Genomic DNA, 23315 nt, shown 5'->3' with positions numbered 1-23315 from the left:
AACTGTAGTAATCGCTTCCCATGGAAGCTACGTTCAGCCTGCGTATCAGAGCAAGAGCTGCGGCCCAAAATGTTTCGACTACTTGTCCGTTGGGTTCATTCGGCGTTCCACGAGCCTGCCCGGATGGCCTCATATTGACTGCTCATAGCCCAGGTACGCCCCTGGGAGGGGCCCGGTCCGGGCAGGAGAGCGGGAGACGCCTCAGCTGACCTCATCGGGCGGCGAAGTGGACCGTAAACGATTACTCACAATGTCGAGCTGAACGTCGCGGCGGTCAGGCCAGGCGCGTCAGATCGGCCCGGCGGACCGGATGGACCAGCGGCTGCCCGGCGGCCAGGCGGGCGACCTCGTCCACCACGACGGCACCGAGCCGCTCGAGTTCGTTGCCGAGAGAACCAGCGATGTGCGGTGTGAGGAAGACGTTGGGCAGCCGGTAGAGCGGCGAGCCGGCCGGAGGCGGCTCCGGATCGGTGACGTCGAGAATGGCCTGCAGCCGGCCCGCCACCAGTTCGGCGGCAAGTGCTCCGTGGTCCACGAGCGCCCCTCGGGAGGTGTTGATGAGCACCCCGCCGTCACGGATGAGGGCGAGCCGGGTGCGGTCGAGCATGTGATGGGTCTCGGGCGTGTCGGGCGCATGCAGGCTGACGATGTCGCTGCGCCGCAGCAGCTCCTCCAGCGGCATGAGCGCCGCGCCCAGGCCGGCGGCCTCGGCGGGGTCCACGTAGGGGTCGTAGAGCAGAACCTCCAGGTCGTGGGAGCGCAGGAGCTTCAGCAGGTGGCGGCCCACGCGGGAAGCACCGATGATCCCCACGCGGCGGCCGACGTTGCCGATACCGGCAGTCTGGACCGCGGTGGGGTAGGCGTGCGTGTCGCGGTAGCGTTCCCGCTGTGCGAAAGCGTCCTTGCCGGCGAGCAGGATCATCGCCAGGGTGTACTCGGCCACGGGGACCGCGTTGGCGGCAACCGCGCTGGACACGGCGACCCCGTGGGACCACAGCGCGTCGCTGACGAGTGCGCGGACGGAGCCGGCCGCGTGCAGTACGGCCCGCAGCCGCGGCGCGGCTTTGAGGACCTCCGGCCCGAGCGGGGGGCACCCCCATCCGGTGATCAGCGTGTCGGCCCCGGCGAGAGCCGCGGCCGACCTGGGGTCGGCGAAGTCCCGCACAACGACGTCGGGGTCTATCCGGGCCGATGCCTGGAGCCTGGCCATGAGCGCCGGCGGGAACAGCATCGGAAGGTGAACCGGGTCCAGGGCGAAGACCGCTCGGGGAAGTGGGGCGCTGGGCATGACTCTCCTGAGGAGCGAGCAATCACGGGTTGGACGACAGAAAACGTTTGCCGTGAAGCCACGGTAAGCTCGCCCCGGAACGCTGGTCAATGAGCCGGGCAGAGGCTGCGATGCTTTGCCCGGATGCCGCGGCCTGCGTGAGGGAGGACTCCGCAGCGTTCCCGAAGGGGGCGCCGGAGATGTCGGCGGATGCGGCGGGCGCCTCAGTGGGTCACTGTCGGGTACGGCACAGACGCCTCATGGAGGCTGCCAGACGCCTACTGCCAGGCGAGCCGGCGGACCGACTTCCGGATGATCAGTTGCGTGCCGAGCACGACCCGGTCGTCGTCGGACATGGCGTCCCTGCGGGTGAGGGCCAGACGGACAGCAGTGCGGCCGAGTTCCTCGTAGGGCACGCGGATCGTGGTGAGCGCGGGGGTCAGGTCGGTGGCGAACGGGACGTCGTCGAACCCCACGACCGAGACGTCGTCCGGGACACTCCGTCCGGCTTCCCGCAGCGCTGCGAGGGCGCCGAGGGCGACCATGTCCGAGGCCGCGAACACGGCGGTGAACTCCACGCCGTTGCGCAGGGCGTCGCGGGTGCGGGCATAGCCGGAGACGCGCGTGTACGGGCCCTGCGTGTCGAGAGCCTCGGCGCGGAGGGCGACCCCGTGGGCGCGCAGTGCGTCCAGGTAGCCGGCTCGGCGCTCGTCCGGACTGTTCAGCCCGGCCTCACCGCCCAGGAACAGCACGCTGCGATGGCCGGATGCGAGCAGGTGTGACGTGGCCTGGAAGGCGCCGCCGCGGTTGTCGTAGTCGACCACGGTGACCGGCAGGCCCGGAGCCGGCGCCGGGCGGCCGACCAGTACCAGCCGGGAGCCGGCCGCGTCGAGCGCCCGTGCGTATTCGCTCATGCGGCGCTGATAGCTCTCGTCGGGTGCGGCACTGCCCACGAGGACGACGGCTGCCGCATGCTGCTCCCGCATGAGCTGCACCAGGTCGTTCTCGCGGGCCGAGTCGTCGTGTGTGGCGCACACCAGGCTCAGCCTGCCCAGGGAGGCCGCCTCCTGCTCCACGCCGGCGGCGACGTGGGCGAGCGAGGGGCCGGTGATGTCTTTGATCACCAGGGCGACGGGGCCCGCGACGCGCCCGGACAGAGCCTTGGCGTGGACATTGACCACATAGTGCAGTGACTTGACGGCGGCCATGACGCGCGCCCGGGTTTCCTCCGAAACCGGATAGTTGCCGGCCAGGGTGCGTGAAACGGTTGCTACGGAGACTCCGGCCTCTCGGGCCACGTCGGTGATGGTGCTGGGCCTGTCCGCGGGCCCGCGCCGGGACTTTCCCCTTTTGCCCTTCGAAGTCTTGGTCGCACTGTCGACCGCCTGATGATTCACGCTGTCAGTCACGGCTCGACGTTACTGCATCTTGCATGCGCTGCCGACCCGTGGGCAGGGCAGAGACCGGGCAGGACCGGTAATCGTTTCCCGCAGGAGGGAAGAAGGGCTTGGTCTCGCCCTGCGTCGCCCCCATTGCCGAGAAGGACGGGAGGGCGTCGCTCCCGCGCGAGCCGGAGCGACGCCTGGGCACCCGCGGGGTCTCAGCCCCTCCTGAGCACGACGGTGGTCCCCGGCTTCAGCCGCAGGTCCCCGACGGCCCTGGCTCCGGTCGGGAGGCTCCTCGACGGGCCGAAAGTCCTGGTGTCCAGGGTGTAGGTGCGGTCGCTGGAGGTGTTCATCGCGATCAGGTAGGGGCCGTACTGGCACCGGTAGAAGGATGCGCGGCCGGCGAAGGGGCTCTCCACGCCGGGGGCGCGCGGCGGCACATCGCCGGGGGCTTTGGCCAAGGGCAGTGGCTGACCGGCGAACGCCTGGTGCAGGGCCGGGCCCGGTGGGGGGAAGCCCCCGTCGGGTATGTCGAGATCGCCGACGGTGAACTCCCAGTTGGTCCAGTCCGGCTCGGCGAAGCTTCGTCCGTCGGGCTGGTACTTGACGTGCTGCCAGACCGTGGCGGAACGTTCGATGCCGTCGGCTGCGATGTGGTGGATGCGGGCCAGGCAGTTGATGCCCCAGCGCGCGCGCCAGTACAAGGACACGTAGAGGATCTCGCTGCCGTGCTTGACCGCCACGACACCGGTCTCCTCGTCGCTGAAGACGAAGTCGGGCTCTCCCGGGGTCATCGGCATGCGGGCACCGCTCGACGGTGCGGCGGCGATGTAGCGGTAGTCGTCAGCCACGCTCAGCAGGTTGAGGTTGGTGCGGGCGGACGCGGTCAGTGCCGCGGCTTGGTCGAGGACGTGGAAGACCTGGTTGTCGGTGAGGGACTGACGGGCGTAGGAGGTGTAGTCGGCGTCCTTGAGCAGGGTGGCCAGGTGGAGGGGGTGGCCGTCCCACTTGTTGCCTTCGTCGTAGGCGATGTCGCCGGGGTATTCCGTGTCGCGCCAGCCGACGACCGACTCCAGGCGCATCGCCTGGTAGCCGTCTCCGTCCAGGGCGGGGTAGTGGAAGACGGCGCGGGTCTTGGCCATCGTGCTCAGGTGGTCGCGCAGGACGTTGTCGTCGACGCCGCCGATGCCGATCACGGCGTCGTAGACCATGGACAGCCATTCCTGCAGTTCACCGTAGTTTCCTACGTAGCCGAGTTCCTTCGACAGGCCGTTCTTGCTCACCTGGTAGTAGGAGCTGCCCAGTGGTTTCGTCGGCGTCCCGTCCTCCTCCTCGGGGCCGAGCCAGGGCGCCAGCCCGACGGACTGGTAGATGTAGTCGCGGGCTCTCCTCTCACCCCAGGCTGCGTCGGATCCGAGGAGGGTCAGGCCGCGGTCGGCGAGGTAGAGGCCGATAGCGCAGATGATGGCCTGGTTGGTGTACTGCGGGATGCGCCGGCGCCAGTACTCGCGGCTGTCGAGCAGCATCTTCGTCCAGGCGGCGCGGCGCACGACGGGCGCGTGGCCGGAGCCGTCCGGCCCGGTCATCGTCAGGTCGTCGAACCACGCGATGCCGGCTCCGGAGAGACGGACGCTGACCGTGACGTGGGTTGCGGTGGCGGGCGTGGCGCAGGCGAAGGTGACGTGCTCGAAGTCGTGGGTGCCGCCGGCCGCGTAGCCCTTGTTGTCGCTGCCCACCTGCTGGCCGCTCGCGTCGTGGAAGACGACGTCGAGGTAGGCGCTGTCGGTGCCCACGTTCTCGGTCTTGACCCAGGCGCCGTAGATGTAGGTTCCCTGGTCCACGGGGATCTTCACGCTGGTGCTGTAGCCCACGGTGCCCGAGGCCGGGATCGTGATCTTGGCTGAGGCGCTGCCCGAGCGGTGCACCGTGGTGTCACGGGAGGCGGTGCCGCTGCCGGACCAGGTGGCGGATCTCCATGCAGTGGTCCCGATCTCGAAACCGGGATTGGTCAGACCGTACGGGGAGCCGAGCACGGGTTCGTCCAGCAGGGGCTGGATGCTGTCGGAGAGGCAGAGCAGGACGAGGCCGGCCCGGCCGAGCCCCATCCACTGCTGGCTGGAGTCCGTCATCACGGCGGCGTCGGCGGTGTACTTCCAGTAGATGCCGTCCAGGCTGCGTGCGACCTGCGGGGCAACGGCGGTGCTGCGGTACGCGGGGGTCGACGGCATGCCGTGGGCGCGGGCCAGGAAGTCCAGGTACCACAGGTCGAGCTGCGCGGTGGTGCGTGCCATCTCCGTGGCGACCTGAGCGTTGACCCGGGTGTTGATGCGCTCGACCACCTCCTGCCCCGGGGAGGTGCGCGTGGCGGGCTCGGGCATGACACCCGTGACGTCGTCCGGGGCGAGGGCGAGGTAGGGCTCGTCATGGGTGTATACCCGGTAGATCCCGCGACTGGGCCCGACCTTGTCCTTGTAGTACGCCGTGGCTGTGGTCGCGTAGCCGGAGAGGGCTCCCGTGGAGCGGATCTCGAGGGAGAGGGTCTTCTTCCCCGCGGTCATGGCGAGCGGAAGGGGGAGCGTGTGGAAGTAGAAGCGCTCCGGGGTGCGGGGCTCGGCGCTGGCGATGTCCAGCGGATCGACGGCGCCCAGGTGGAAGTGGCCGACCTGTTTGCCGTCGGCGAAGAGCTGCAACCGCCCGAGGTCCGCACCGCTGTCGGAGCCCCACAACTTGACGGTGACGTAGGTGGCCCCCGAGGGGTTGCAGGCCATATGCGCGGTGAGCGTGCCGCCCCAGAAGCTCGCCGCGTCCCCTGGGTTGAGGACGCGAGCGCTTTGCCCCAGTCCGCCAGAGATGAGATCAGACCGGGTCGAGGTCAGGGTGTGCCGGCGTTCTGAGGCGGTGTTTCCCAGGACGAGGGTGTCACGGGGGCCGGCCTCGGCCGGGACGGCATGGGCGGCGGCCCCGGCGTCCAGTGTGCTCGCCTGCCACAGCCACCCCCCGGCGGCGGTGGCCGCGGCCGTTCTCAGGATGGACCTGCGCGGATAGTTCGTGGGCATGCCAGCTGTCCTTTCGGCTCTGGGAGCACAGTTGAGGCATCGGTGGGCGTGGGCTTCCGCGGACGGCGTCCCGTGCAGTACGCACAAGCCCGGCGGTGCTGCGGGGTTCATGAGCCCAGAAGTGGAAGGACGGATCGGCACCGTGTGGTCCTTGGATGTCAGGTCGTCCACGGTGGCGGACGCACCGACTGCTGGTGCCCCGCCCATGACGGCTCCAGCGTGGGTGGCTGCCGTCGCCACTGGGTGGGAAGTGCCCTTCGCTTGGTGCGGGGATGTCGTAAGGGTGTGCGTGGGCCTGGATGACTTATCGTCCGGCGCGACGCCTAGGCCGTTTCTGTGCACACCGCAGAGTGTGCCGCGCCGACGAGGCAAGGATCTCGTTCGGTAGTAATCGTTTGTTTCTGGAGAGCTTCACGCCGCGAAGACGTGGCGTCAAGCCCCAGGGGTGAGGTTTCGGATAGAACGGCCGTGGCACCGAGCCCCATACGCAAGGCAGCCCGCTGCCCATGGCTGCCTCTGCTTACGAAGCCGGGCCGGCCCAGAACCCCTGATCGCAATGACTTCAGGCGACTCCAGCGCATCAGTGCGCAACCGAGAGTGCGAGGCAGCCCGCTGCCCGCCCTGCCTCGGCTGACGGGGTGTCACCCAATCTCGGCCTCACCGCGCAGGGCAGCGAACTTGGCGTTCTCGGCGTCGATCAGTGCCGCCAGTGTCACGGCGTTCTCCGCAGCGCTTGACCGTAGCGCAGGTGATCCTGCACGCAGCCGAGTCGCCGAGTCCAGACTCGCCACGCCGAGGTTCCCTGGATCAGCCAGCGCTGCGGGACCAAAACCCAACCCGCTCACGGGCGGAGTCGTCAATGCCGACGGCCATGCTTGGCACCTGGAGTTCGAGGGCTGCCACCCAGTCAATCAACATGTCGACTCATAGGGGTCATGCGGCGCAAGCTGCTGCGTCGACTGCCTACGGTTCGCAGAACGCGCCCGACACGTAGCTCACCGCCACGAGGCCGGCAGCGGCGGGTGATCACGCCGCCGCGTAGCTTGCCCGGAACAGGCCCTGCGCCCGTTCCCCATCCCTCGGCGTACGAAGCTGCGCTTCAGATCACCCGTCCCTTGGTGACGCGTTCCGCTGGCTGCACCGCTACAACACCCGACGCCGTCACTCCCGCCTCGGACATCGCAGCCCAATTGCTTGCGAGACAGCGTCCGAGACGACATCGACTACGCCGGCACCAGCCGTATAACCCGTGTCCAGGATTCGGGGGCAAGGCCCAACCAAAGCCACGGTGTCCAGGTGTCCACGGTGAAGGGGAAGCTCCAACGGCCCCCTCCCGAACGGAGAACAATGACGACCACTACCGCGACACGTGCCTGCCGGGCGCGACATCCCGGGACAGCGATTCAGTGGCACGTCCGCCGTAGGTGAGCCCGGCCAGGGAGGTGATCCATTGTCCTTACCCATTTCCCATGTCTCGCCCTCGGCGCAAGTCTGCGACTTCGGCGCCGTGCAGGAGTCTTGACGCTGCCGGACGGCCCACCCTACGGTCAGTAATCGTTTTCTATCCGAGTCGTTCATCCTTTCCGGAGCCGCAGATGTCCGATCGTCCCGAGCTGTCTTGCCCACCGCGTCTCTCCCGCCGTGCCCTCCTGACCGCCGCGGCGCTGGGGGTCGCTGCCCTGGGCCTGCCCGGCGTGGCAGCGGGACGCGCCGTCGCCGACATGGCGGCCGACGAGGGCCTGCCGACCCTGCGGACGTGGAGGAGTAAACAGGGTTTCGTCCACCCCGGCGTCGGGATCACAGCCGAGCGTCTGCGCCTCGCCCGCAGCCAGGTGCTCGCCGGGATCGATCCCTGGGCGAGCGCCTACGCCGCCGTGCGGCAGACCCCGTACGCCTCCGCGACCCTCGTGTCGAAAAACGTGAGCAGCGTGCCCGACCGGCCCGCCAACGATGCCTTCACCTCCCAGGGCACGGAATCACAGCTCATCGCGGACTCCTGGGGCGTGCTCACCCAAGCGGTCCTGTACTTCTTCACCGGCGACCCGGTCTACCGGGCCAACGGCATGAAGATCATCCGGATCTGGAGTCACATGGATCCGGACAAGTACGCCTACTACGCGGACGCCCAGATCCACTCCGGCGTCCCGCTCTTCCGGCTGCTGTACGGTGCCGAGATCTTCCGCGCCACGGACCATGACACGGCTTACCCGGAGTACGACCTGGCCTGGAACGACGCCGACACCACGAACCTGACGGACAACCTCATCGTCCCGATGACCGAAACGTTCCTGCACAAGAACACCTACTACTACAACCAGCACCTCTACCCGCTCATCGGAGCACTGGCCGGATACATCTTCACCGACAACCTCGACCGTTACCGGGAAGGGGTCGAGTGGTTCACCTTCAACCGCACCACCACGGCGCCCCATCAGAACGGCGCGCTCGCCACGAACTTCGTGAAGGTCGACAAGAAGGACCCCCTCAATACCCACGGGCACACCTTCGTCCAGGTCCAGGAGATGGGGCGCGACCTGGCGCACGCCGAGGACAACGTCTTCACCGTCGCGAACATCGCCCGCATCCTCACCGCCCAGGGCACCCTGCTGCACCCGGAGAAGGGCACGGTCTCCACCGCCCGTGGCGCCGTCAGCCCGTACCGCTTCCTCGACAATCGCCTGCTGGCCGGAGCCGACGCCATCTACCGCTACATGCTGGGGTACGCGGTCCCCTACGTCGACACCACGGGCGGTGTCGGCACCCTCTCGGACGCCTACCGCGGACGTCTGTTCAAGCCGCTGGACGAGGTGTACTACACGTACACCTACGACGAGCCCGTCGACCTCCGCGAGCAGGCGCCCGGCGTCCTGGAGGCGAATCTCCACACCGAGGGCCCCGTCTACTACCACGGAAGCGCCCTTACCAATTTCTGGGCCAACACCGAACAGCAGAACTCCGAGTACTGGCTCTCGCTGCCCAAGGCCGCCGCCGGCCCCGTTCCGGCGGTGCCGGCCGGCCCGAACGTGCCGTTCGCGACCAAGGCGGTTCTGCTGGACAGCAGGTCCAAGGTCCGGGACGAGGACGGGCACAAGTTCGTCCGGGTCAGGCCCACGAGTGACGGCAGTGTCGTGGCCGTCCGGCAACTCATGTACGGCGACACCTCGAAGTACTATCCGGTAGGTGTCCGTGTCCGCACCAACGCCTCCGCGACCCTGGAGATCGGCCGGGACCGGTCATCCACCCCCTACTACAGGCTCACCGTGCCCGACACGCAGGGCGAATGGCGGTACCTCACCTACAACCTCCAGGCGTCCGTCATCCCCGCCTCCCTCGTCGGCAACTACATCGCGTTCTTCAGGATCAAGGGCTCGCCCGGCACCACCGTGGATCTCGACCATGTGAACCTCGTCGCGGCCAGCCAGCTCTCGCCGCCGCTGTTCCCGCAGGGCGACTCTACGACGATCATCGGTCTCAAGGAGGTGCCCCTCACCCGGTCCCTCGCTGCCACCGACTCGAACGCCGCGGACACCCTCATCTACCGGGCCGAAAAACTCCCCCCGGGTGCGCGACTGGACGCCTCCACCGGGGCTTTCCACTGGACCCCGGGCGCCTCGCAGATCGGCACGCACACCTTCCACGTGGTGGCCTCGGACGGCACGGTGGACACGGTCCTCGACGTCACCGTCGCGGTGGCCGCCGACCGCGCGGCCGCGCACCAGCTCGCTCTCGGCGGCTTCGACGGCATCGCCACCTACACCACCGTCTCCCTCGCCGCCTTCCAGCCCGTCGCCGACTCCGTCAAGGCGTCGATCGACACGGCGGACGACGAGGCGTTCCTGGGGAACCTGGTGACGCTCCAGGCGGCCGTGGCCAAGCTCCAGCTCCTCTCCCCGCTCCTGAGCGACGACGGCAGCCTGGCCTACCCCGCCCTGGTCACCTCGCCCACGCTGACCGCCGCCGCCATCGCCAACATGACGGACGGCGACTTCAACACCACCAGCGGTGACCTCCGGGCGCCCTTCGTCCTCGACTTCGGCGCGGACTACCGCTTCACCGCGACCGCCTTCGGTCTCCGGGCCCGGTACAACTTCGCCAACCGCTCGCAGGGCGCCAACGTCTACGGCTCCAACGACGGGGGGACCTGGACGAAACTGACCGTCAGCGAGACGACGGACACCACGGACGACAACTTCGCCATGGAGACCATCGACGTCTTCGACGCACTGCAGGACGAGCAGTACCGCTACCTCAAGGTCCAGGTCGACGATCCCGGTGTTCCCACCGACCCCGCCTACCCGGGCATCTCCTCCTTCAGCGAGCTGCGCGTCCACGGCAGCCGTCACGAGACCGTCACCAAGATGTCCTCGGTCGGTCTCACCTCCAGCAACGCCCTCCCCGGCCGTGCCGTGAACGGGGACACCGTCACCGTCACCTTCGTCGCCAAGGAGGCGGTCACCGGACTGGCGGTGACCATCGAGGGCCAGGCGGCCCGGATCACGGCGGACAGCGACACCGCCTTCCGCGCCAGCGTCGTCCTCCCCGACGACATCGACTCCGGCCGCAACCTGCGCTGGAGCGCCGACTACCGCACCGCTGACGGCGTCAAGGGGACGACCCTCTACGCCACCACTGACAACTCGTACCTCTACCTCTCGAACGAGAAGAACCTCGTCGACGACGTCATGGCGAAGTCGGACCTGGTGAGCCTCACCGGCGCCTCCGAGACCTCCCTCAAAGAGGCCGGCACCGCCGTGATGTTCGACGCGAAGCCTCTGACCTGGTCCGACACCCGAGCGGTCAACGGCGCGTACTACATAGTCTGGGACTTCCACGAGGGCGGTTCGCTCGCCCTCGACCGTGCCGATCTGCTCGTGCGGCAGGACGCCTACGGCCCTGCTCGGGCCGGCGGCCTCCAACTCCTCGGCTCCAACGACCTGACCACCTGGACGGCCATCACCAAGACCGCCCAGTCCGTCCTGCAATGGCAGAACCTCGCCCGCACGGACACCACCTCCGATCCGGTGCCCTACCGGTATATCCGCCTGTCCAACACGAACATCATCGGCGTCTCCGAACTCCGGTTCTTCGGTACCTGCACGGCACCTGACGCGAGCTGACGGGCACCGGCCCGCATCCCGTGCCCCCGCGACCCGGTCCCGGCCACCCCACGTACGCCGGCGGAGCGGCGACACCGCGCCGGCCCAGCGGCCTGCCGACCTCGGCGGCCCAGTCCTGCGGTGGTCCGGGCCTGCGGTGTACGTCCGGAACGTGTGTGTCCGGACGATCCGGAGCGGGTCGGGGAGGCCCGATCGGCGGCTCGGGCCTGAGCCAGGGGAAAAAGTGTTATCGAGCCGGTCCGGGCCCGTCTCCTGTGCGCACCACATGCACCTCAGTACGCGCAAGGAGTGATTCATCCCCATGGCAGAACACAACCGGCACCGCCTCAGCCGCCGCAGCGCCCTCGGTATCGCGGGCGCACTGGCGACCGTCGGGGCCGTCAGCAGTGCCGCTCTCACCCTGAGCGGCCACGACACGGCGGGCGCGGCGCAGAGCCGTCGTCTCACGCACCCCGGCATGCTGCACAACGCCGGTGACCTGAACCGGGCCAAGGTCCGGGTAGCGGCCGGCCAGGACCCGTGGCTGAAGGGCTGGAACCGTCTGACGTCCAACGCCCACGCGCAGAGCGGCTGGACACCCCGTCCCCGGGCCACCGTGGTACGCGGGGGGACAGGGGAGAACTACACGATGCTGTACAACGACATCCACGCCGCCTACCAGAACGCGCTGCGATGGCGGATCGGCGGGACCACGGCCAACGGGGATACCGCCGTCGCCATCCTGAACGCCTGGGCCTCGCAGCTCAAGGCCGTCGAGGGCAACGCCGACCGCTTCCTCGCTGCCGGCATCTACGGTTGGCAGTTCGCGAACGCGGCGGAACTGGTACGGGACCACGCGGACTTCGACCTGGACGCGTTCAAGAAGATGATGCTGGACGTCTTCTACCCCATGAACGACGACTTCCTGACGCACCACAACGACGCCTACATCACCAACTACTGGGCCAACTGGGACCTGTGCAACGTCGGTTCCCTGATGGCGATCGGCATCCTGTGCGACGACCGCGCCAAGTTCCGACGCGCGGTGCAGTACATGAAGACGGGTGCGGGCAACGGCTCCCTCCCGCATGCCGTCCCCTTCCTGTACGAGGATGTGGACGGGTACGCCCTCGGTCAGTGGCAGGAGTCGGGCCGTGACCAGGGGCACACCCTGATGGGCATGGGCCAGATGGGCGCGATCTGCGAGATGGCCTGGAACCAGAAGGTCGACCTGTACGGCTGGGACGACAACCGGTTCATGAAGGCCGCGCAGTACGTCGCCAAGTACAACCTCGGCCAGGACGTCCCCTTCACCAGCTACACCTGGGGGACCGGCCAGCGGGGCAGCATGATGTCGCAGACCGTCATCTCCGAGGCCGGACGGGGCGGGGTACGGCCGGTGTGGGACCTGCTGCACTATCACTATGCTCGGCGACGGAGGCTGGATGTGCCGTACATCACCGCGATGGCGGAGAAGACGAGGCCGGAAGGGGGTGGCGGCGACTACGGCCCGAACAGCGGCGGCTACGACCAGCTCGGCTTCGGGACCCTGGCGTACGCCAAGTGAAGTGAGAAGCACACGGACGCCCGTGGACGGGCGGGAGTGGCGCGATGTCGTCGTGGCCGCGCAGAACGGGGACCGCCTGAGCCGGGACGCCCTGGTCGAGGGCTGGCTGCCGCTCGTCTACAACGTGGTCGGCCGCGCCCTGAACGGTCACACCGACGTCGACGATGTCGTCCAGGAGACCATGGTGCGGGCGGTGTACCGCCTGGAGGGGCTGCGCGACCCGGATTCCTTCCGGTCCTGGCTCGTCGCCATCGCCATGCGGCAGGTGCGCGAGTGGGCCAGGACCCGCGACCACGTGCGGCGCGCCGAGGTCGACGACACAGCCGCGGCCGCTGATTTCGCCGACCTCACCGTGCTGCGACTCCAGTTGGAGGGACAGCGGCGCGAGGTGACGGAGGCGGTGCGCTGGCTCGACTCCGAGGACCGGCAACTGCTGTCCCTGTGGTGGCTGGAGACGGCGGGCGAGCTGACCCGGCGGGAACTGGCCGCCGCGGCCGGCATCACCCGGCAGCACGCCGCCGTACGCGTCCAGCGGCTGAAGGGCCGCCTTGAGACCGCCCGCGGAATCGTCCGCGCCCTCGGTTCAGGCTGCCCGGAGCTCGCCCGCGAGGAGTCCGCCCGCCAGGGGCGGGTGGACTCCGTCTGGCGCAAGCGCATCGCCCGCCATGTGCGGGGCTGCGCCCGGTGCGGTACGCCCGACGAGGAGCACGTGCCGGTCGAGCGACTGCTCGCGGGCATGGCGCTCGTGCCGGTACCGGTGGCGCTGACCCTGTCCATCCTGTCCGGCGGCGGGAAGACCGCTGCCGCGGCGGCGCCGGCGTCATGGGCGGCCAAGAGCATCGCCGTCCTGACGAAACCGGCGGTCGCCGCCACCGCCGGCGTCACTCTCGTGGCGGGAGGTCTCTACATGGCGGCCTCCTCCACGGGCCGACCGCAGCCCTCCGGTGGGCGAGCCGCGCCGGCCGTGAGCGCGCCGGTGCCGACGGCGGCCTTCCCTGACGCGTCGCCGGCGACGCCGTCGCGGGCGGACGCGTCCCCGTCCTCGTCCCCGACCGCGACACCGGCGGCGCCGCACGCCGCGTACGGTACCGTCGTCGACACGGCCGATTCCGCTCCCGCGGCCGGCGCCCCGCCGGCGGCGCTGCCCCGACGCGCCGAGACGCGCGTTGTCCTGTCGGGGGCGCCGGCCGCCGGACTGACGCACCGGGGCGAGTCGGTGACCCTCACCGGGGTGGGCTATGTCCGTGTCCGGTGGCAGGTGCTGCCGTCGCAGCGGGCCGGGGCACTGGTGATGCCGACGTGGACCGGGCTCACCGGCCGGCTCTTCCACGTGGCCTCGGGCGGCGGGCACCGGATGGACGACCGGCGGCCCGGCGTCGCCGACGGCACCACCTGGATGGAGGACCCCGTGAACGGGGCCACCGTGCTGCCCGGCGGCGCCCAGCAGATGTGGCAGAACGAGTACTTCTGGATCAACGGCAGTGTCACCCTCCACCAGAACGAGAAGGGGGCGGACTACAACCTCTTCGTGGAGGCGTCCAGCTGGACCGCGGTGACCGAGGACGTCGGGACGGCACCCGGGGACGGAGTCGTCCGCTACGGACTGGTGCGCGACACCGGGACGGATCGAGCACCAGTGCCGCAGTACCTCACGCGCGAGTCCCCGGACGCGCCGGAAGCGGTGCCACAGCGGTCCCGCCCGGGACCGCCCTGAAGCGTCCGGCGGCGGCGTGGGCAGGTACTCAGATCCGGCGCAGGTAGATCTGCGGGGCGCCGCCGTCGGCCCAGCCCGGGACCAGGTCGGTCGCCCAGGAGTAGAAGACCACCTGACGTCCGGACGCGGACACAGCGCCCGCATAGCCGCCGCCCCCGCCGGTGGCCGTGCTGGTGACCACCCATGCGGTGTTCAGCCGGAGGTCGCGCACGAAAACCTGGTAGGCGCCGTTCAGCGGCTGGGCGACCAGGTTGGAGGAGAAGGACTGGAAGGCGACATGACGGCCGTCGGCCGACAGGGAGGCGGCCCGGCTGCCGCTCCAGCCGTTGCCGGACAGGCCGTCGAGACCGAGGGACGCCTTGACGGTCGTACCGGTGCGCAGACTGTGCACGAGGACGTCACCGGCGGGGTTGGCCGGCCCGTCCGCCGTCAGTCCGGCGGCCCCGGAGGTGAACGCGACGGTGGAACCGTCCCGGGAGAACACGGGCGAGGTGCTGGAACCCCCCGTCGCCTTTGCACCGGTGGAGCTGACCGAGCCCCTTGGACGTCTCCGGTCCTGAGGTTCCGGATGAACACGTCGTACTGGGCGTTGGTGTCGCCGGGCACCAGGTCGGCGGCGGCGGACGCGGAGGCCACCAACCGTCCGTCGCCGGATATCACCTGGCTGCGGCTGAGGCTGTCGGTGGCCGGAGCCGACACCGGCGCCGTGGTGCCGGTGCGCGGGTTCCTTACCTACACCGCGGATCCGGAGGCGCTGCCGGCGCCCGCGACCAGGTTGGTGGAGTTGGAGGAGAACACGGCCTCGCGTCCGTCGTCGGAGACTGCGGGCGGCTGCTGGAAGCCCGGCAGCACGCCCATGTCGGCCTGGCTCCCGCCACCGGCGACCGACACCCGGGTGGTGACGCCGGTGCGCACGTCGAACTCGAACTCGTCGGTCGAGCCGTTGGTGTCACCGGCGACCAGGTTGCCGGCGGACGAGTAGGACACGATGTGCCGGCCGTCGGGAGTGATGACCGGGGGGTGCTGGCGAGGTCACCGGGAACTCCGGCGAGGGAAGCCGAGACCAGGCGGGTGGTGCCCGCGACGACGTCACGGAGGTAGGTCTGCCGCGGAGCCGGATCGTCGCCGGGGCGCCCGGCAGCAGGTTGGTGCAGGGCGCCCAGAGCGACGACGTCCGTGAGGGCGAAGACCCCGTCGACCCTGCCGCTCGTCGGCGGCCGTGCGCGTGAGCCCCGCGGTACGGAGACGACCTGCGCAAAGCACGCCGGGCACCGGGCTCGGGACTCGATGCCGCGGGCGGACAAGGCCTCGACGGGCCGGGACAGCCCAGGAGTCCGCCCGGCGCCCACGTGGCCGGTACGGAACCCACCCATTCCACAGTCCAGGCAGCCCACCCCGGGTCTGCCTGGAACCACCTGCGCACGGATGAGGACCCACCCCTCCACGACCAGCTCACGGCCCCGGATCGTCGTCAACCTCGACCTGCCCGGCGCCATCGTCAGCCGTCATCTCCACGGTCGCTTCGCCGAGCGCCTCGGACGCTGCGTCTACGGTGGTTTCTGGGTGGGCGAGGACTCGCCCCTGCCCAACGAGGGCGCGCCGAGGCGTACACCGACCTCGCGTGCCAGTACGCCACCTACTGCCGTGACCAGGGCGACAACAAGCTCTACCCCATCGCGGCCGGCGCCAACGTGGACGGCTACGCGTGGACCGAGGCGCTGACGAAGTCCTTCGGCTGCCTCACCTGCGGCGCAACCCGGGCCCCTTCCAGGCGATCTGCACTACTACGCGATGAACGGCTCCTGGGATGACAAGGGGCACGCCACTGATTTCACCGCGGACGACTTCTACGTCACCATGCTGCGGGCCCGCAGGATCGAACACCTGCTCAAGCGGCACTCCCGGTGCTGGACCGTTACGACCCCGACCGGGAGATCGGCCTGGTCCTCGACAAGTGGGGCACCTGGTGGAACGGCGAGGAAGGCACCGACCCCGGCTTGCTGTGCTAGCAGAACTCCCTGCGGGACACGCTGGTGGCGAGCGTGCACTTTGACGCCTTCCACGCCTTCGCGGACCGGCCCGTGATGGCCAACACCGCCCAGACGGTCAACGTGCTCCAGGCCATGCTCCTCACCGACCCCGGGACCGGGGCCCTGGCCCGCACGCCGACCTATTACGTCTTCGAGATGAACGTGGGCCACCACGACGCCACCGCGGTACGGTGCACGTCCTGGCGCACCGGACGCGCGGCGCGAGGCCGAGGGCAAGAACCTGCCCCTGTTGTCTGCGTCGGCCTCCACGAAGGACGGCGGGGCTCTGATCTCCCTCTCCCATCTGGACGCCGACCAGCCGCGCACCGTCGTCCTGGACCTGCGTGGCGACACGGTGACAGGGCACCAGGCCCGTGTCTCGACAGCGCCGAACCCGCAGGCGCACAACACGCCGGAGCGGCCTTGAGGTCGACCTGCCGACGCACTCCTACGTCACCGTCGCCCTCACCTTCGCCGATGAGCACTGACCGCGATGAGCGAGACCCGGCGGGCTGGCGACGGAGGTCCTCCGTCGTGATCCGGCCCGTCGGGCCCTCCCGTGCGCCGGGGAACGTGGTCGTCCCGTCGCCGGGATGTGAGGAGTCGGCTACTTGGCGTACATCAGCGTGCCGAAGCCGAGCTGGTCGTAACCGCCGCTGGTGGACTCGTAGTCACCGCCGCCCCCCTCGGGTGCGACGAGGGCGTACATCTGTGCGATGTACTTGTCGTCCAGGTACAGGCGCCGGTTGTAGTGGTAGTGGAGCATCCCCCACACCGGACGGAGCAGACCGCGCGAGCCGCTTCCCAGCGCCGTCTGCGAGTGCACGGCGCAGTTGGTGCCGCTGCCCCAGGTGTAGGTCGTGTAAGGCACGTCCCGGCCCACGTTGTACTTGGCGACGTACTGGGCCGCCTTGAAGAACCTCCGGTCGTCGTAGCCGTACAGGTCGGTGCCCTGGTTCCAGGCCATCTCGCAGAGGGCGCCCATCTGGCCCATGCCCAGCATGCAGTGGCCCTGGTCGCGGCCGGACTCCTGCCACTGACCGAGCACGTAGCCGTCGTCGTCCATGTACAGGTACGGCACGGCGTGGGCGATGGAGCCGTTGCCGGCCCCGGACTTGAAGTAGGTGACGGCCTGGTCGAACTTCTCGCCGTCCTCGCAGAGAATACCGATGGCCATGATGGACGCCATGTTGCACAGGTCCCAGTTGGCCCAGTAGTTGGTGATGCAGGCTGCGTTGTGGTTGACGAGGAAGTCGTTGTTCACCGGGTAGAACACGTTCAGCATCATCTGCTGGAACGCCGCGAGGTCGAACCCGGAGTAGTCGCGCAGGAGTTCTCCGACGTTGGCGAACTGCCAGCCGTAGATGCCGGCGGCAAGGAAGCGGTCAGCGCTGCCCTGGATGGAGGTGAGGGTGTCCGCCCAGGCGTTACAGATGGCGGCGGCGCAGGCGGCGTTGGCGGTGGTGCCGCCGATCCACCAGCGCAGGGCGTTCTGGTAGGCCGCGGCGATGTCGTTGTAGAGCGCCGCGTAGTTCTCGGCGTAGCCGGAGCCCCGGTACACGATGGAGGCGGGGCGGGCCGTCCAGGTGGAGGCGGAGTGCGCGTTGGCGGTCAGGAGCTTCCAGCCGGAGTACCAGGGGTCGGTGCCGGCGGCGACCCTGACCTTGGCGCGGTTGAGGTCACCCCGGTTGTGCAGACCTCCGGGGTGGGTCCAAGTGACCGGGGCAGCCCCGGCGGACCACATGGTGGCGCCGCCGAGGGCTCCGGCCGCGGTGAGGCCGCCGGCAGCACGAAACAGCGCGCGCCGGCTGGGCTCCGTACGGGGGGACGGTGGAACAGTGGGGGGTCGTCGGTGGAGATTTCTGCGGCTCATGGGGGAACATCTCCCATCCTGTGTCGAGGCCCGGCCTGTCCTAGCCGGAGGTGACGATCACCTGCTCGAACTGAGCGGTGCCGAGGGTCCGGGGGTCACGGGAGCAGACCACCAGGCCCACGTGATAAGGGGCGTCACCGAACGCGGGAGCCTCGCCGGAGGCGAGGACGGTCCAGGTGGCCCCGTCGTCGGTGGACGCCGCTGCGGTGAAGGCGGTCCCGGTGCGCGTAAGCCGCAGCAGGCAGGGAAGGGTGACGGCCGCGTTGCCGGTGAAGACGGACTTGCCGGCGACGGTGGTGCGCAGCATGAGCTGCGCGGATGTGCCGCCCGTGACGATCGCTCCGGCCGCCAGGTCGAACGGCGACAGCGACTTGGTCATGAGCAGGCCGATCTGGTCGGTGGTCGCCCCGCTGCGGGATACTAGCCGGGCCGTGACCTCGCAGTCGCCCGTGACGGTCCGATGCGCGAACTGGCCCGTCATGGCCTGACCGTTGACGTTGAGGTCGGGGCCGGCGCCGCGCACCGTGAAGGTGCCGTCGTGGTAGGCGGTGCTTCCGGCCGCGCGGACGGCGATGACACCGAAGGTGCCGTAGTCCCGTGGGTTCAGGACGACGTCGGCGAGGTCGGTGTGGCTCCACGGGCTTGGCGGTGGTGTGCCGACGGTCAGTTTCAGGGTGCCACTCGCGGTGCCCGCCGCGTTGACCGCCGTGGTGGTGACGCTGAACTCCCCGGTCTCCTGCGGGGTGCCGCTGACGAGGCCGGTGCGGGTGTCCACCGTGAGGCCCTTGGGTAGTCCGTCTGCGGTGAGGCGCACGGGCTCGTGGGATGCCCGCAGGTACCACTGGAACGGCTCGCCGAGTCCGGCGAACGCGGTGGTGGGCGAGGTGAGTACGGGGTTGCTCGGGGTCGGCATGACGGCGCTCGCCGACTGCGACCGGGGTCCGACACCCCCGCTGCCGGTCTTGGCGACGGTGTAGTGGTAGGTACGGCCGGGGATGCCGGTGGCGTCGGTGAACCGGATGCGGGTGCCGAATCCGACCGGGCCGACGTCGGTGGCGAGGGCTCGGTACGGGCCGCTCGCAGTGTCGGATCGCAGCACCGTGTACCGGGCTGAGAGGTCCGGGTCGGTCCAGCTCAGGCCGATGGCGTCGGCGCCGGCGACCGCGTGCAGGTCGGCGGCGGTGCGGGTGGGGCGGGGGGTGGCCCACACGTCGCCGGACGGGGCGGTGACACTGACGTTGTCGAATGCGCCGGTGCCGGTCTCTGCGTGGTCCTCGTCCACGCCGAGGCACGAGGTGAGGACGAGTCCCGCGTACACGGTGCCGCCGAGGCCCACACGGGCCGTGCCGACCTCGGTCCAGTGGACGCCGTCCGGGGAGATGGCGCCGGTGCAGCGGGCGTCCTGGCGGGTCACCCGCACCCAGTAGGGGGCGCGCAGTCGGTATCCGTCACCGGCCCCCTCCACGTACGGGGCTTGGAGCGGGGTCGCCGACTCGGGCAGGGTACCGAGGTCGGAGATCGGGAAGGACGCGGCGGTGGTGATGGCCTGCTGTTGGGAAGGCGGTACCGGGGTGCTGCCGGTGGCGGACACCTCGGCTCCGGCCGACGGACGCACGGTCCACACCCCGCTCCAGGTGTGCAGGGGCAGGCCCTGGATCAGCATGGCGGCGTAGGCGGCCTCCGGGTCGAGGGAGTCGCGGAGGGTGACGCCGATCTTGGCGTACTGGGAGCTGAGAGGGAACACGATCCGCGCGGTGATGGTGCCGTTGCCGCGCAGGGGCAGGTGCACGAGGCGGTAGGTGTCGGCGGTGCCGCTCGCCTCCAGCACGAAGCGCTCGCCGTCGTAGGCGGCGGATCCGGGGATCTCGACGGTGCCGACGTCCCGGGTGGACCAGGGCGCCGGCAGCCCGCGAGTGGCCGCCGCCGGGGCCGAACCCGCGCCGGTGCCGCGGGCGTTGGCCGCTGTCACGGAGTAGAGGTAGGTTCGTCCGGCCTCCGCGTGGCGGTCCGTGTACGTGGCCGTGTCGACACCGGTCGCGATCGTCTCGTACGGTCCGCCCGCGGCCTTCGCCCGCCGCACGGTGTAGCTCTCGGCGCCCGCGGACGGCAGCCAGGACACGGTCACCGCGTCGGCGTCGCCGACCGCCGTGACGCCCGCCGGCGCGGTGGGGACGGCCGGCGCGGAGGCCTTGGCCCCCGCGTAAGCGAAGGTGCCGAAGCCTGGCAGGTCGTCGTTGCTGCCCTCGACGACCCGGCTGCCGCCGGTGCCGCGGAAGACGGCGGCGCGGGTGTACGGGGCGTCGCGGCCCCGGACGCCGGCGTAGTGGGCGTAGACCATCTCGTAGACGGGCGGCAGGGTGCCGCGGCCGGTCGCGGAGACCGCGGTCTTGATGTACTTGCCGGTGCGGTCCAGGTCCGGGACGAAGGGTACGTCCCCGCCGAGATTGTAGCGGGCGGCGTACTCCGTGTTGGCGAGTATGCGGTCGGCGTCGCAGCCCCACAGGTCGACGCCCTGGTTCCAGGCGACCTGGGCAGCGTCCGCGAGAAGCCCGACCGCGAGTTGTTCGTGGCCCTGGTCGCGGCCGCTCTCCTGGCCCTGGCCGTCGGCGGTGACGACGCGGTGCGGGACACTGCCGTTGCCCGCGCCGGCCGCGGCGAAGCGCAGCGCGTCCTCGAAGAGGACCGGCTGTTCGCAGAAGACGCCGATGGCGGCGATGGTCTGCAGGCAGGTCAGGTCCCAGTTCCCGTTGGCGTACAGCGCGTAGCCGGAGACGGCCGGGTACCAGACGTCGAGGAAGGACCGTTCGCAGCGTGCGACGTCCGCGTCGCTCCAGCCGTCGTAGTCGGTGTGCCGCAGGAGTTCGGCGGCGTTGACGAACTTGAACGCCTGGAGTCCGGCGCCGAGGGGGCCGTCCGCGCCGGTGACGCCGGTGAGCGAGGACGACCAGGCGTTCAGGATGTCGCGGGCCTTGTCCGCGTGGGCGCGATCGCCGGTCACGGCCCACATCAGCGCGTTCTGGTACGCGGCGGCGGAGTCGGCGACGGCCTGGGCCTGGTAGTTGGCGGGGCCGCGGCCCCAGGTGGTGATCTGACCGGTGTTCTGCACGGTGTACGTGGCCGACGAACGGGCGTGTGCCGCGAGCACCAGGTAGCCGTCGTGGACGGGTGATTCCTCGGCGGCGACCGCGGCCCTGAGGCGGGTGAGGTCGTCGGCGCTGTGGAGCAGGCCGGGATGGGCGAAGGAGCGGGCGACGGTGTCATGTCCTGAGGCGCCGACGGCCCGGGCGGTGCCGGGCGCGAGCAGTCCGCTCGCGCCCGGCACCAGCAGCAGGGCCGCGGCGCCGCCGAGGAAGCCCCGGCGGCTGGTCGCGGGCGTCTGTGTCATGACGCGGCCGCCTCGGCCGTGGTGAGGAACTTGAGGTTGGTCACGTGCTCGTTGGCGTACCACTGGACGACGTCGGTGGTGTAGTACCAGGACGGCTTCTGCATCGAGTCGGCGATGACCGTGCCGTTGATCACCAGGTTCTCGAAGGTGACGTTGTCGATGGCGTGGTCGGCGTCGTAGCCGAGGAGGAGCGACGGGTTGGCACGGGTCCCGGTGTAGGAAAGGTTCTTGACGTAGACGTTCTTGATGCCCCGGCCGATGGAGGTGTTGTATTTGGTGTTGTACATGACCTTCATGTAGATGACCTGGCCCCAACGGAAGTCCTCGATCCGCACGTCCTCGATGTGGACGTTGCTGAGGAGGTTGGAGTCGCCGACGTTGAGGGCGATGCATCCCTGGTAGTTCATCTGGGGCTCGCGGTGGTCGAGGATGTCGATGTTCTGGATGACCAGGTTGTCGATCACTTCGGGGGCCTCACTGTTGCCGTGCGTCCCGACGTTGATCGGGTGGGCCACGTCGGCCCAGAGGGTGCAGTTCTTGACGGTGACGTCGCGGGTGTCGCCGTAGTAGTCCCAGCGGTGACCGTAGACGGCGACGCAGTCGTCCGAATTGCGCAGGAAGCAGCCGTCGAGGACGACGCTGCTGCTGGAAAAGACGTCGATGCCGTCACCGTTGCCGCGGGAGCTGAAGCCGCGCAGCTTGCTGATGGTGACGTTCTCGCTCTCCCCCAGCATCGCGACGTAACCGCCCTTGGGATTAAGGACGATGACGTCGTTCACCTCGATGTTCTTGCTGCCCTCGCACAGGATCGCGTTGACCGGGCTCGCGTAGAGCACACCGCGGCCGGTGAGCGCCGCGTTCTCCACGTCCTTGAAGTGGACCTGGCCGACGAGAACCGCGCCGCCCGCCAGGTACACGGTCTTGCCGCTGGGCACGGTGAGCGTACCGCCGGTGACGGTGTGGATGCCGGGTCCGTAGTAGAGGATGTCGGGGTCGGTCTCGGCCGGCGGGTCGGGATCGATTCGGTTGGTGATCAGGTGCAGGCAGTCGAAGATCTCGTCATTGATCTGGACGACGACGTCCTTGGGCTCGTCCAGGGTGAAGCGCAGCGTGTCGCCGTGGAGTTCCGGCGTGATGCCGAGTGCGTCGGGCCGCACCCGGGCCTTGATGGCGCCGCCCTTGAGGTAGGTCACCTCAACCTCGACCGAACCCCGGCAGTCGAAGTACGCCAGTGAGGAGTCGTACACCTTGCCGACGCCGGTGGTGGGGTTGATCTCCTCCAGCTGGGGGAGCCAGATGTCGAGGTTCTGCCAGGCTCCGTGCGGCGCGGTGCGCACCCTAGCCCGAAAGCTGGTGTTGGTCGGCATGTCGGCCGGGCGGGGATAGGTGACCAGCCGCGGCTGGGACTTGCCGGACGAGGCTTCGGCCTCGGTGATGCCGGCGGTGCCGGCGAGCCCCGTGGCGAGCGCGACGGCACCAGCCGACCGGAAGGCGGTTCTGCGGGACAGGGGCGTGTTCATGGGACCTCCGGAGCAGCTGGACGGAACAGGGGAAGCGGGGTAAGGGGCTACCTGTAGGGGGCTAGCAGTTGATCATCATCGTGATGGTCTCCCCGGAACCACTGACGCCGGTGGAGACCCGCATCGCGCATCCGTTGAGAGCCGTCGCACCGGCCACGGCCGACCGACAGTGCAAGGAACCTGCGGCGGCTGGTAGGAGCGCCGGCTTGGGCGCGCATGACTGTCTCACCTTCATTGGGGTTCGATGTGGGGAAGGGCTCTGACATCGTTCGCTGTTTAGCAAACGATTTCTACACGCTGGGCCAGAGCTTCCATCGCTCCATACACGACGTCAAGACCTTCGACCGGCATTCGGAGACGCTGAGCGGTCGCTCTCATGAGCACACACCGGGCAGTCATCTCCGTGCACCACGCCGAACACG

12 protein-coding genes and 1 pseudogene are annotated in these 23315 nt (G+C 69.5%); 5 read left to right on the top strand and 8 right to left on the bottom strand.

The window, feature by feature from the left end; genetic code table 11:
• Positions 1–274: 274 nt before the first annotated feature.
• The 3 genes from Sdagh_RS25995 to Sdagh_RS25985 all read right to left on the bottom strand — a co-directional run bounded on the left by Sdagh_RS25995 (position 275) and on the right by Sdagh_RS25985 (position 5708).
• Positions 275–1288, bottom strand: coding sequence for a hydroxyacid dehydrogenase (locus Sdagh_RS25995; protein WP_189424345.1), 1014 nt, complete (start codon positions 1286–1288; stop codon positions 275–277).
• Positions 1289–1545: 257 nt separating this feature from the next.
• Entirely contained in the window at positions 1546–2574 is a 1029-nt protein-coding gene (locus tag Sdagh_RS25990; RefSeq protein ID WP_226535849.1) for a LacI family DNA-binding transcriptional regulator, read from the bottom strand.
• 293 nt (positions 2575–2867) lie between these two features.
• Positions 2868–5708 carry a Tat pathway signal protein gene (locus Sdagh_RS25985; RefSeq protein ID WP_190078166.1) on the bottom strand — a complete coding sequence of 947 codons (2841 nt, stop codon included), beginning with the start codon at positions 5706–5708 and terminating at the stop codon, positions 2868–2870.
• A gap of 1694 nt (positions 5709–7402) precedes the next feature.
• Between Sdagh_RS25985 and Sdagh_RS25980 the strand changes: the two genes are divergently transcribed.
• From Sdagh_RS25980 to Sdagh_RS25970, 3 genes are all read left to right on the top strand, one after another.
• Positions 7403–10825 (top strand): putative Ig domain-containing protein, encoded by a 3423-nt coding sequence (locus Sdagh_RS25980; protein ID WP_190078165.1) that lies wholly within the window; start codon positions 7403–7405, stop codon positions 10823–10825.
• A 301-nt stretch (positions 10826–11126) separates the two neighbouring features.
• On the top strand, positions 11127–12371 hold the full coding sequence (locus tag Sdagh_RS25975; protein ID WP_190078164.1) for an alginate lyase family protein: 1245 nt from the start codon (positions 11127–11129) through the stop codon (positions 12369–12371).
• Position 12372: 1 nt separating this feature from the next.
• On the top strand, positions 12373–14085 hold the full coding sequence (locus Sdagh_RS25970; RefSeq protein ID WP_190078180.1) for a sigma-70 family RNA polymerase sigma factor: 1713 nt from the start codon (positions 12373–12375) through the stop codon (positions 14083–14085).
• Between the two features lie 28 nt (positions 14086–14113).
• Here the strand turns inward: Sdagh_RS25970 and Sdagh_RS25965 are convergent, their stop codons facing one another.
• The gene (locus Sdagh_RS25965) at positions 14114–14569 is read right to left on the bottom strand and encodes a TolB-like translocation protein (protein WP_190078163.1); all 456 of its coding nucleotides are present in this window, start codon (positions 14567–14569) and stop codon (positions 14114–14116) included.
• Between the two features lie 248 nt (positions 14570–14817).
• Positions 14818–15072, bottom strand: a complete 255-nt coding sequence (locus tag Sdagh_RS25960; protein ID WP_190078162.1) for a hypothetical protein — start codon at positions 15070–15072, stop codon at positions 14818–14820.
• Between the two features lie 1046 nt (positions 15073–16118).
• On the opposite strand from Sdagh_RS25960, the pseudogene Sdagh_RS37045 reads away from it, so the two are divergent.
• Both Sdagh_RS37045 and Sdagh_RS25950 read left to right on the top strand, forming a co-directional pair.
• Positions 16119–16256, top strand: a pseudogene (locus tag Sdagh_RS37045) (alpha-L-arabinofuranosidase C-terminal domain-containing protein); the annotation flags it as partial.
• Positions 16257–16365: 109 nt separating this feature from the next.
• On the top strand, positions 16366–16542 hold the full coding sequence (locus Sdagh_RS25950; protein WP_226535809.1) for a hypothetical protein: 177 nt from the start codon (positions 16366–16368) through the stop codon (positions 16540–16542).
• Positions 16543–16722: 180 nt separating this feature from the next.
• Here Sdagh_RS25950 and Sdagh_RS25945 read toward each other — a convergent pair whose 3' ends face one another.
• From Sdagh_RS25945 to Sdagh_RS25935, 3 genes are read right to left on the bottom strand one after another with little or no spacing between them, the layout of a single operon-like run.
• On the bottom strand, positions 16723–17988 hold the full coding sequence (locus Sdagh_RS25945) for an alginate lyase family protein (protein WP_190078161.1): 1266 nt from the start codon (positions 17986–17988) through the stop codon (positions 16723–16725).
• Positions 17989–18028: 40 nt separating this feature from the next.
• Positions 18029–21373: an alginate lyase family protein gene (locus Sdagh_RS25940; RefSeq protein ID WP_190011680.1), complete on the bottom strand. Its 3345-nt coding sequence runs from the start codon at positions 21371–21373 to the stop codon at positions 18029–18031.
• On the bottom strand, positions 21370–22893 hold the full coding sequence (locus Sdagh_RS25935; protein ID WP_190011679.1) for a glycosyl hydrolase family 28 protein: 1524 nt from the start codon (positions 22891–22893) through the stop codon (positions 21370–21372). Before Sdagh_RS25935 ends, Sdagh_RS25940 begins: the two co-directional genes overlap by 4 nt.
• Positions 22894–23315: the final 422 nt, after the last annotated feature.

Source organism: Streptomyces daghestanicus, from assembly GCF_020521275.1.
Taxonomy (GTDB): Bacteria; Actinomycetota; Actinomycetes; order Streptomycetales; family Streptomycetaceae; genus Streptomyces; species Streptomyces griseoviridis.
Note: the sequence above shows the minus strand (reverse complement) of the source record. Positions and strands in the feature narration are given on the sequence as shown.

What these genes read in the sequence shown, in the direction of transcription:
- Sdagh_RS25995 (WP_189424345.1), bottom strand. Translation starts at nt 1,288, where the DNA reads ATGCCCAGCGCCCCACTTCCCCGAGCGGTCTTCGCCCTGGACCCGGTT.
- Sdagh_RS25985 (WP_190078166.1), bottom strand. Translation starts at nt 5,708, where the DNA reads ATGCCCACGAACTATCCGCGCAGGTCCATCCTGAGAACGGCCGCGGCC.
- Sdagh_RS25975 (WP_190078164.1), top strand. Translation starts at nt 11,127, where the DNA reads ATGGCAGAACACAACCGGCACCGCCTCAGCCGCCGCAGCGCCCTCGGT.
- Sdagh_RS25945 (WP_190078161.1), bottom strand. Translation starts at nt 17,988, where the DNA reads ATGAGCCGCAGAAATCTCCACCGACGACCCCCCACTGTTCCACCGTCC.
- Sdagh_RS25940 (WP_190011680.1), bottom strand. Translation starts at nt 21,373, where the DNA reads ATGACACAGACGCCCGCGACCAGCCGCCGGGGCTTCCTCGGCGGCGCC.
- Sdagh_RS25935 (WP_190011679.1), bottom strand. Translation starts at nt 22,893, where the DNA reads ATGAACACGCCCCTGTCCCGCAGAACCGCCTTCCGGTCGGCTGGTGCC.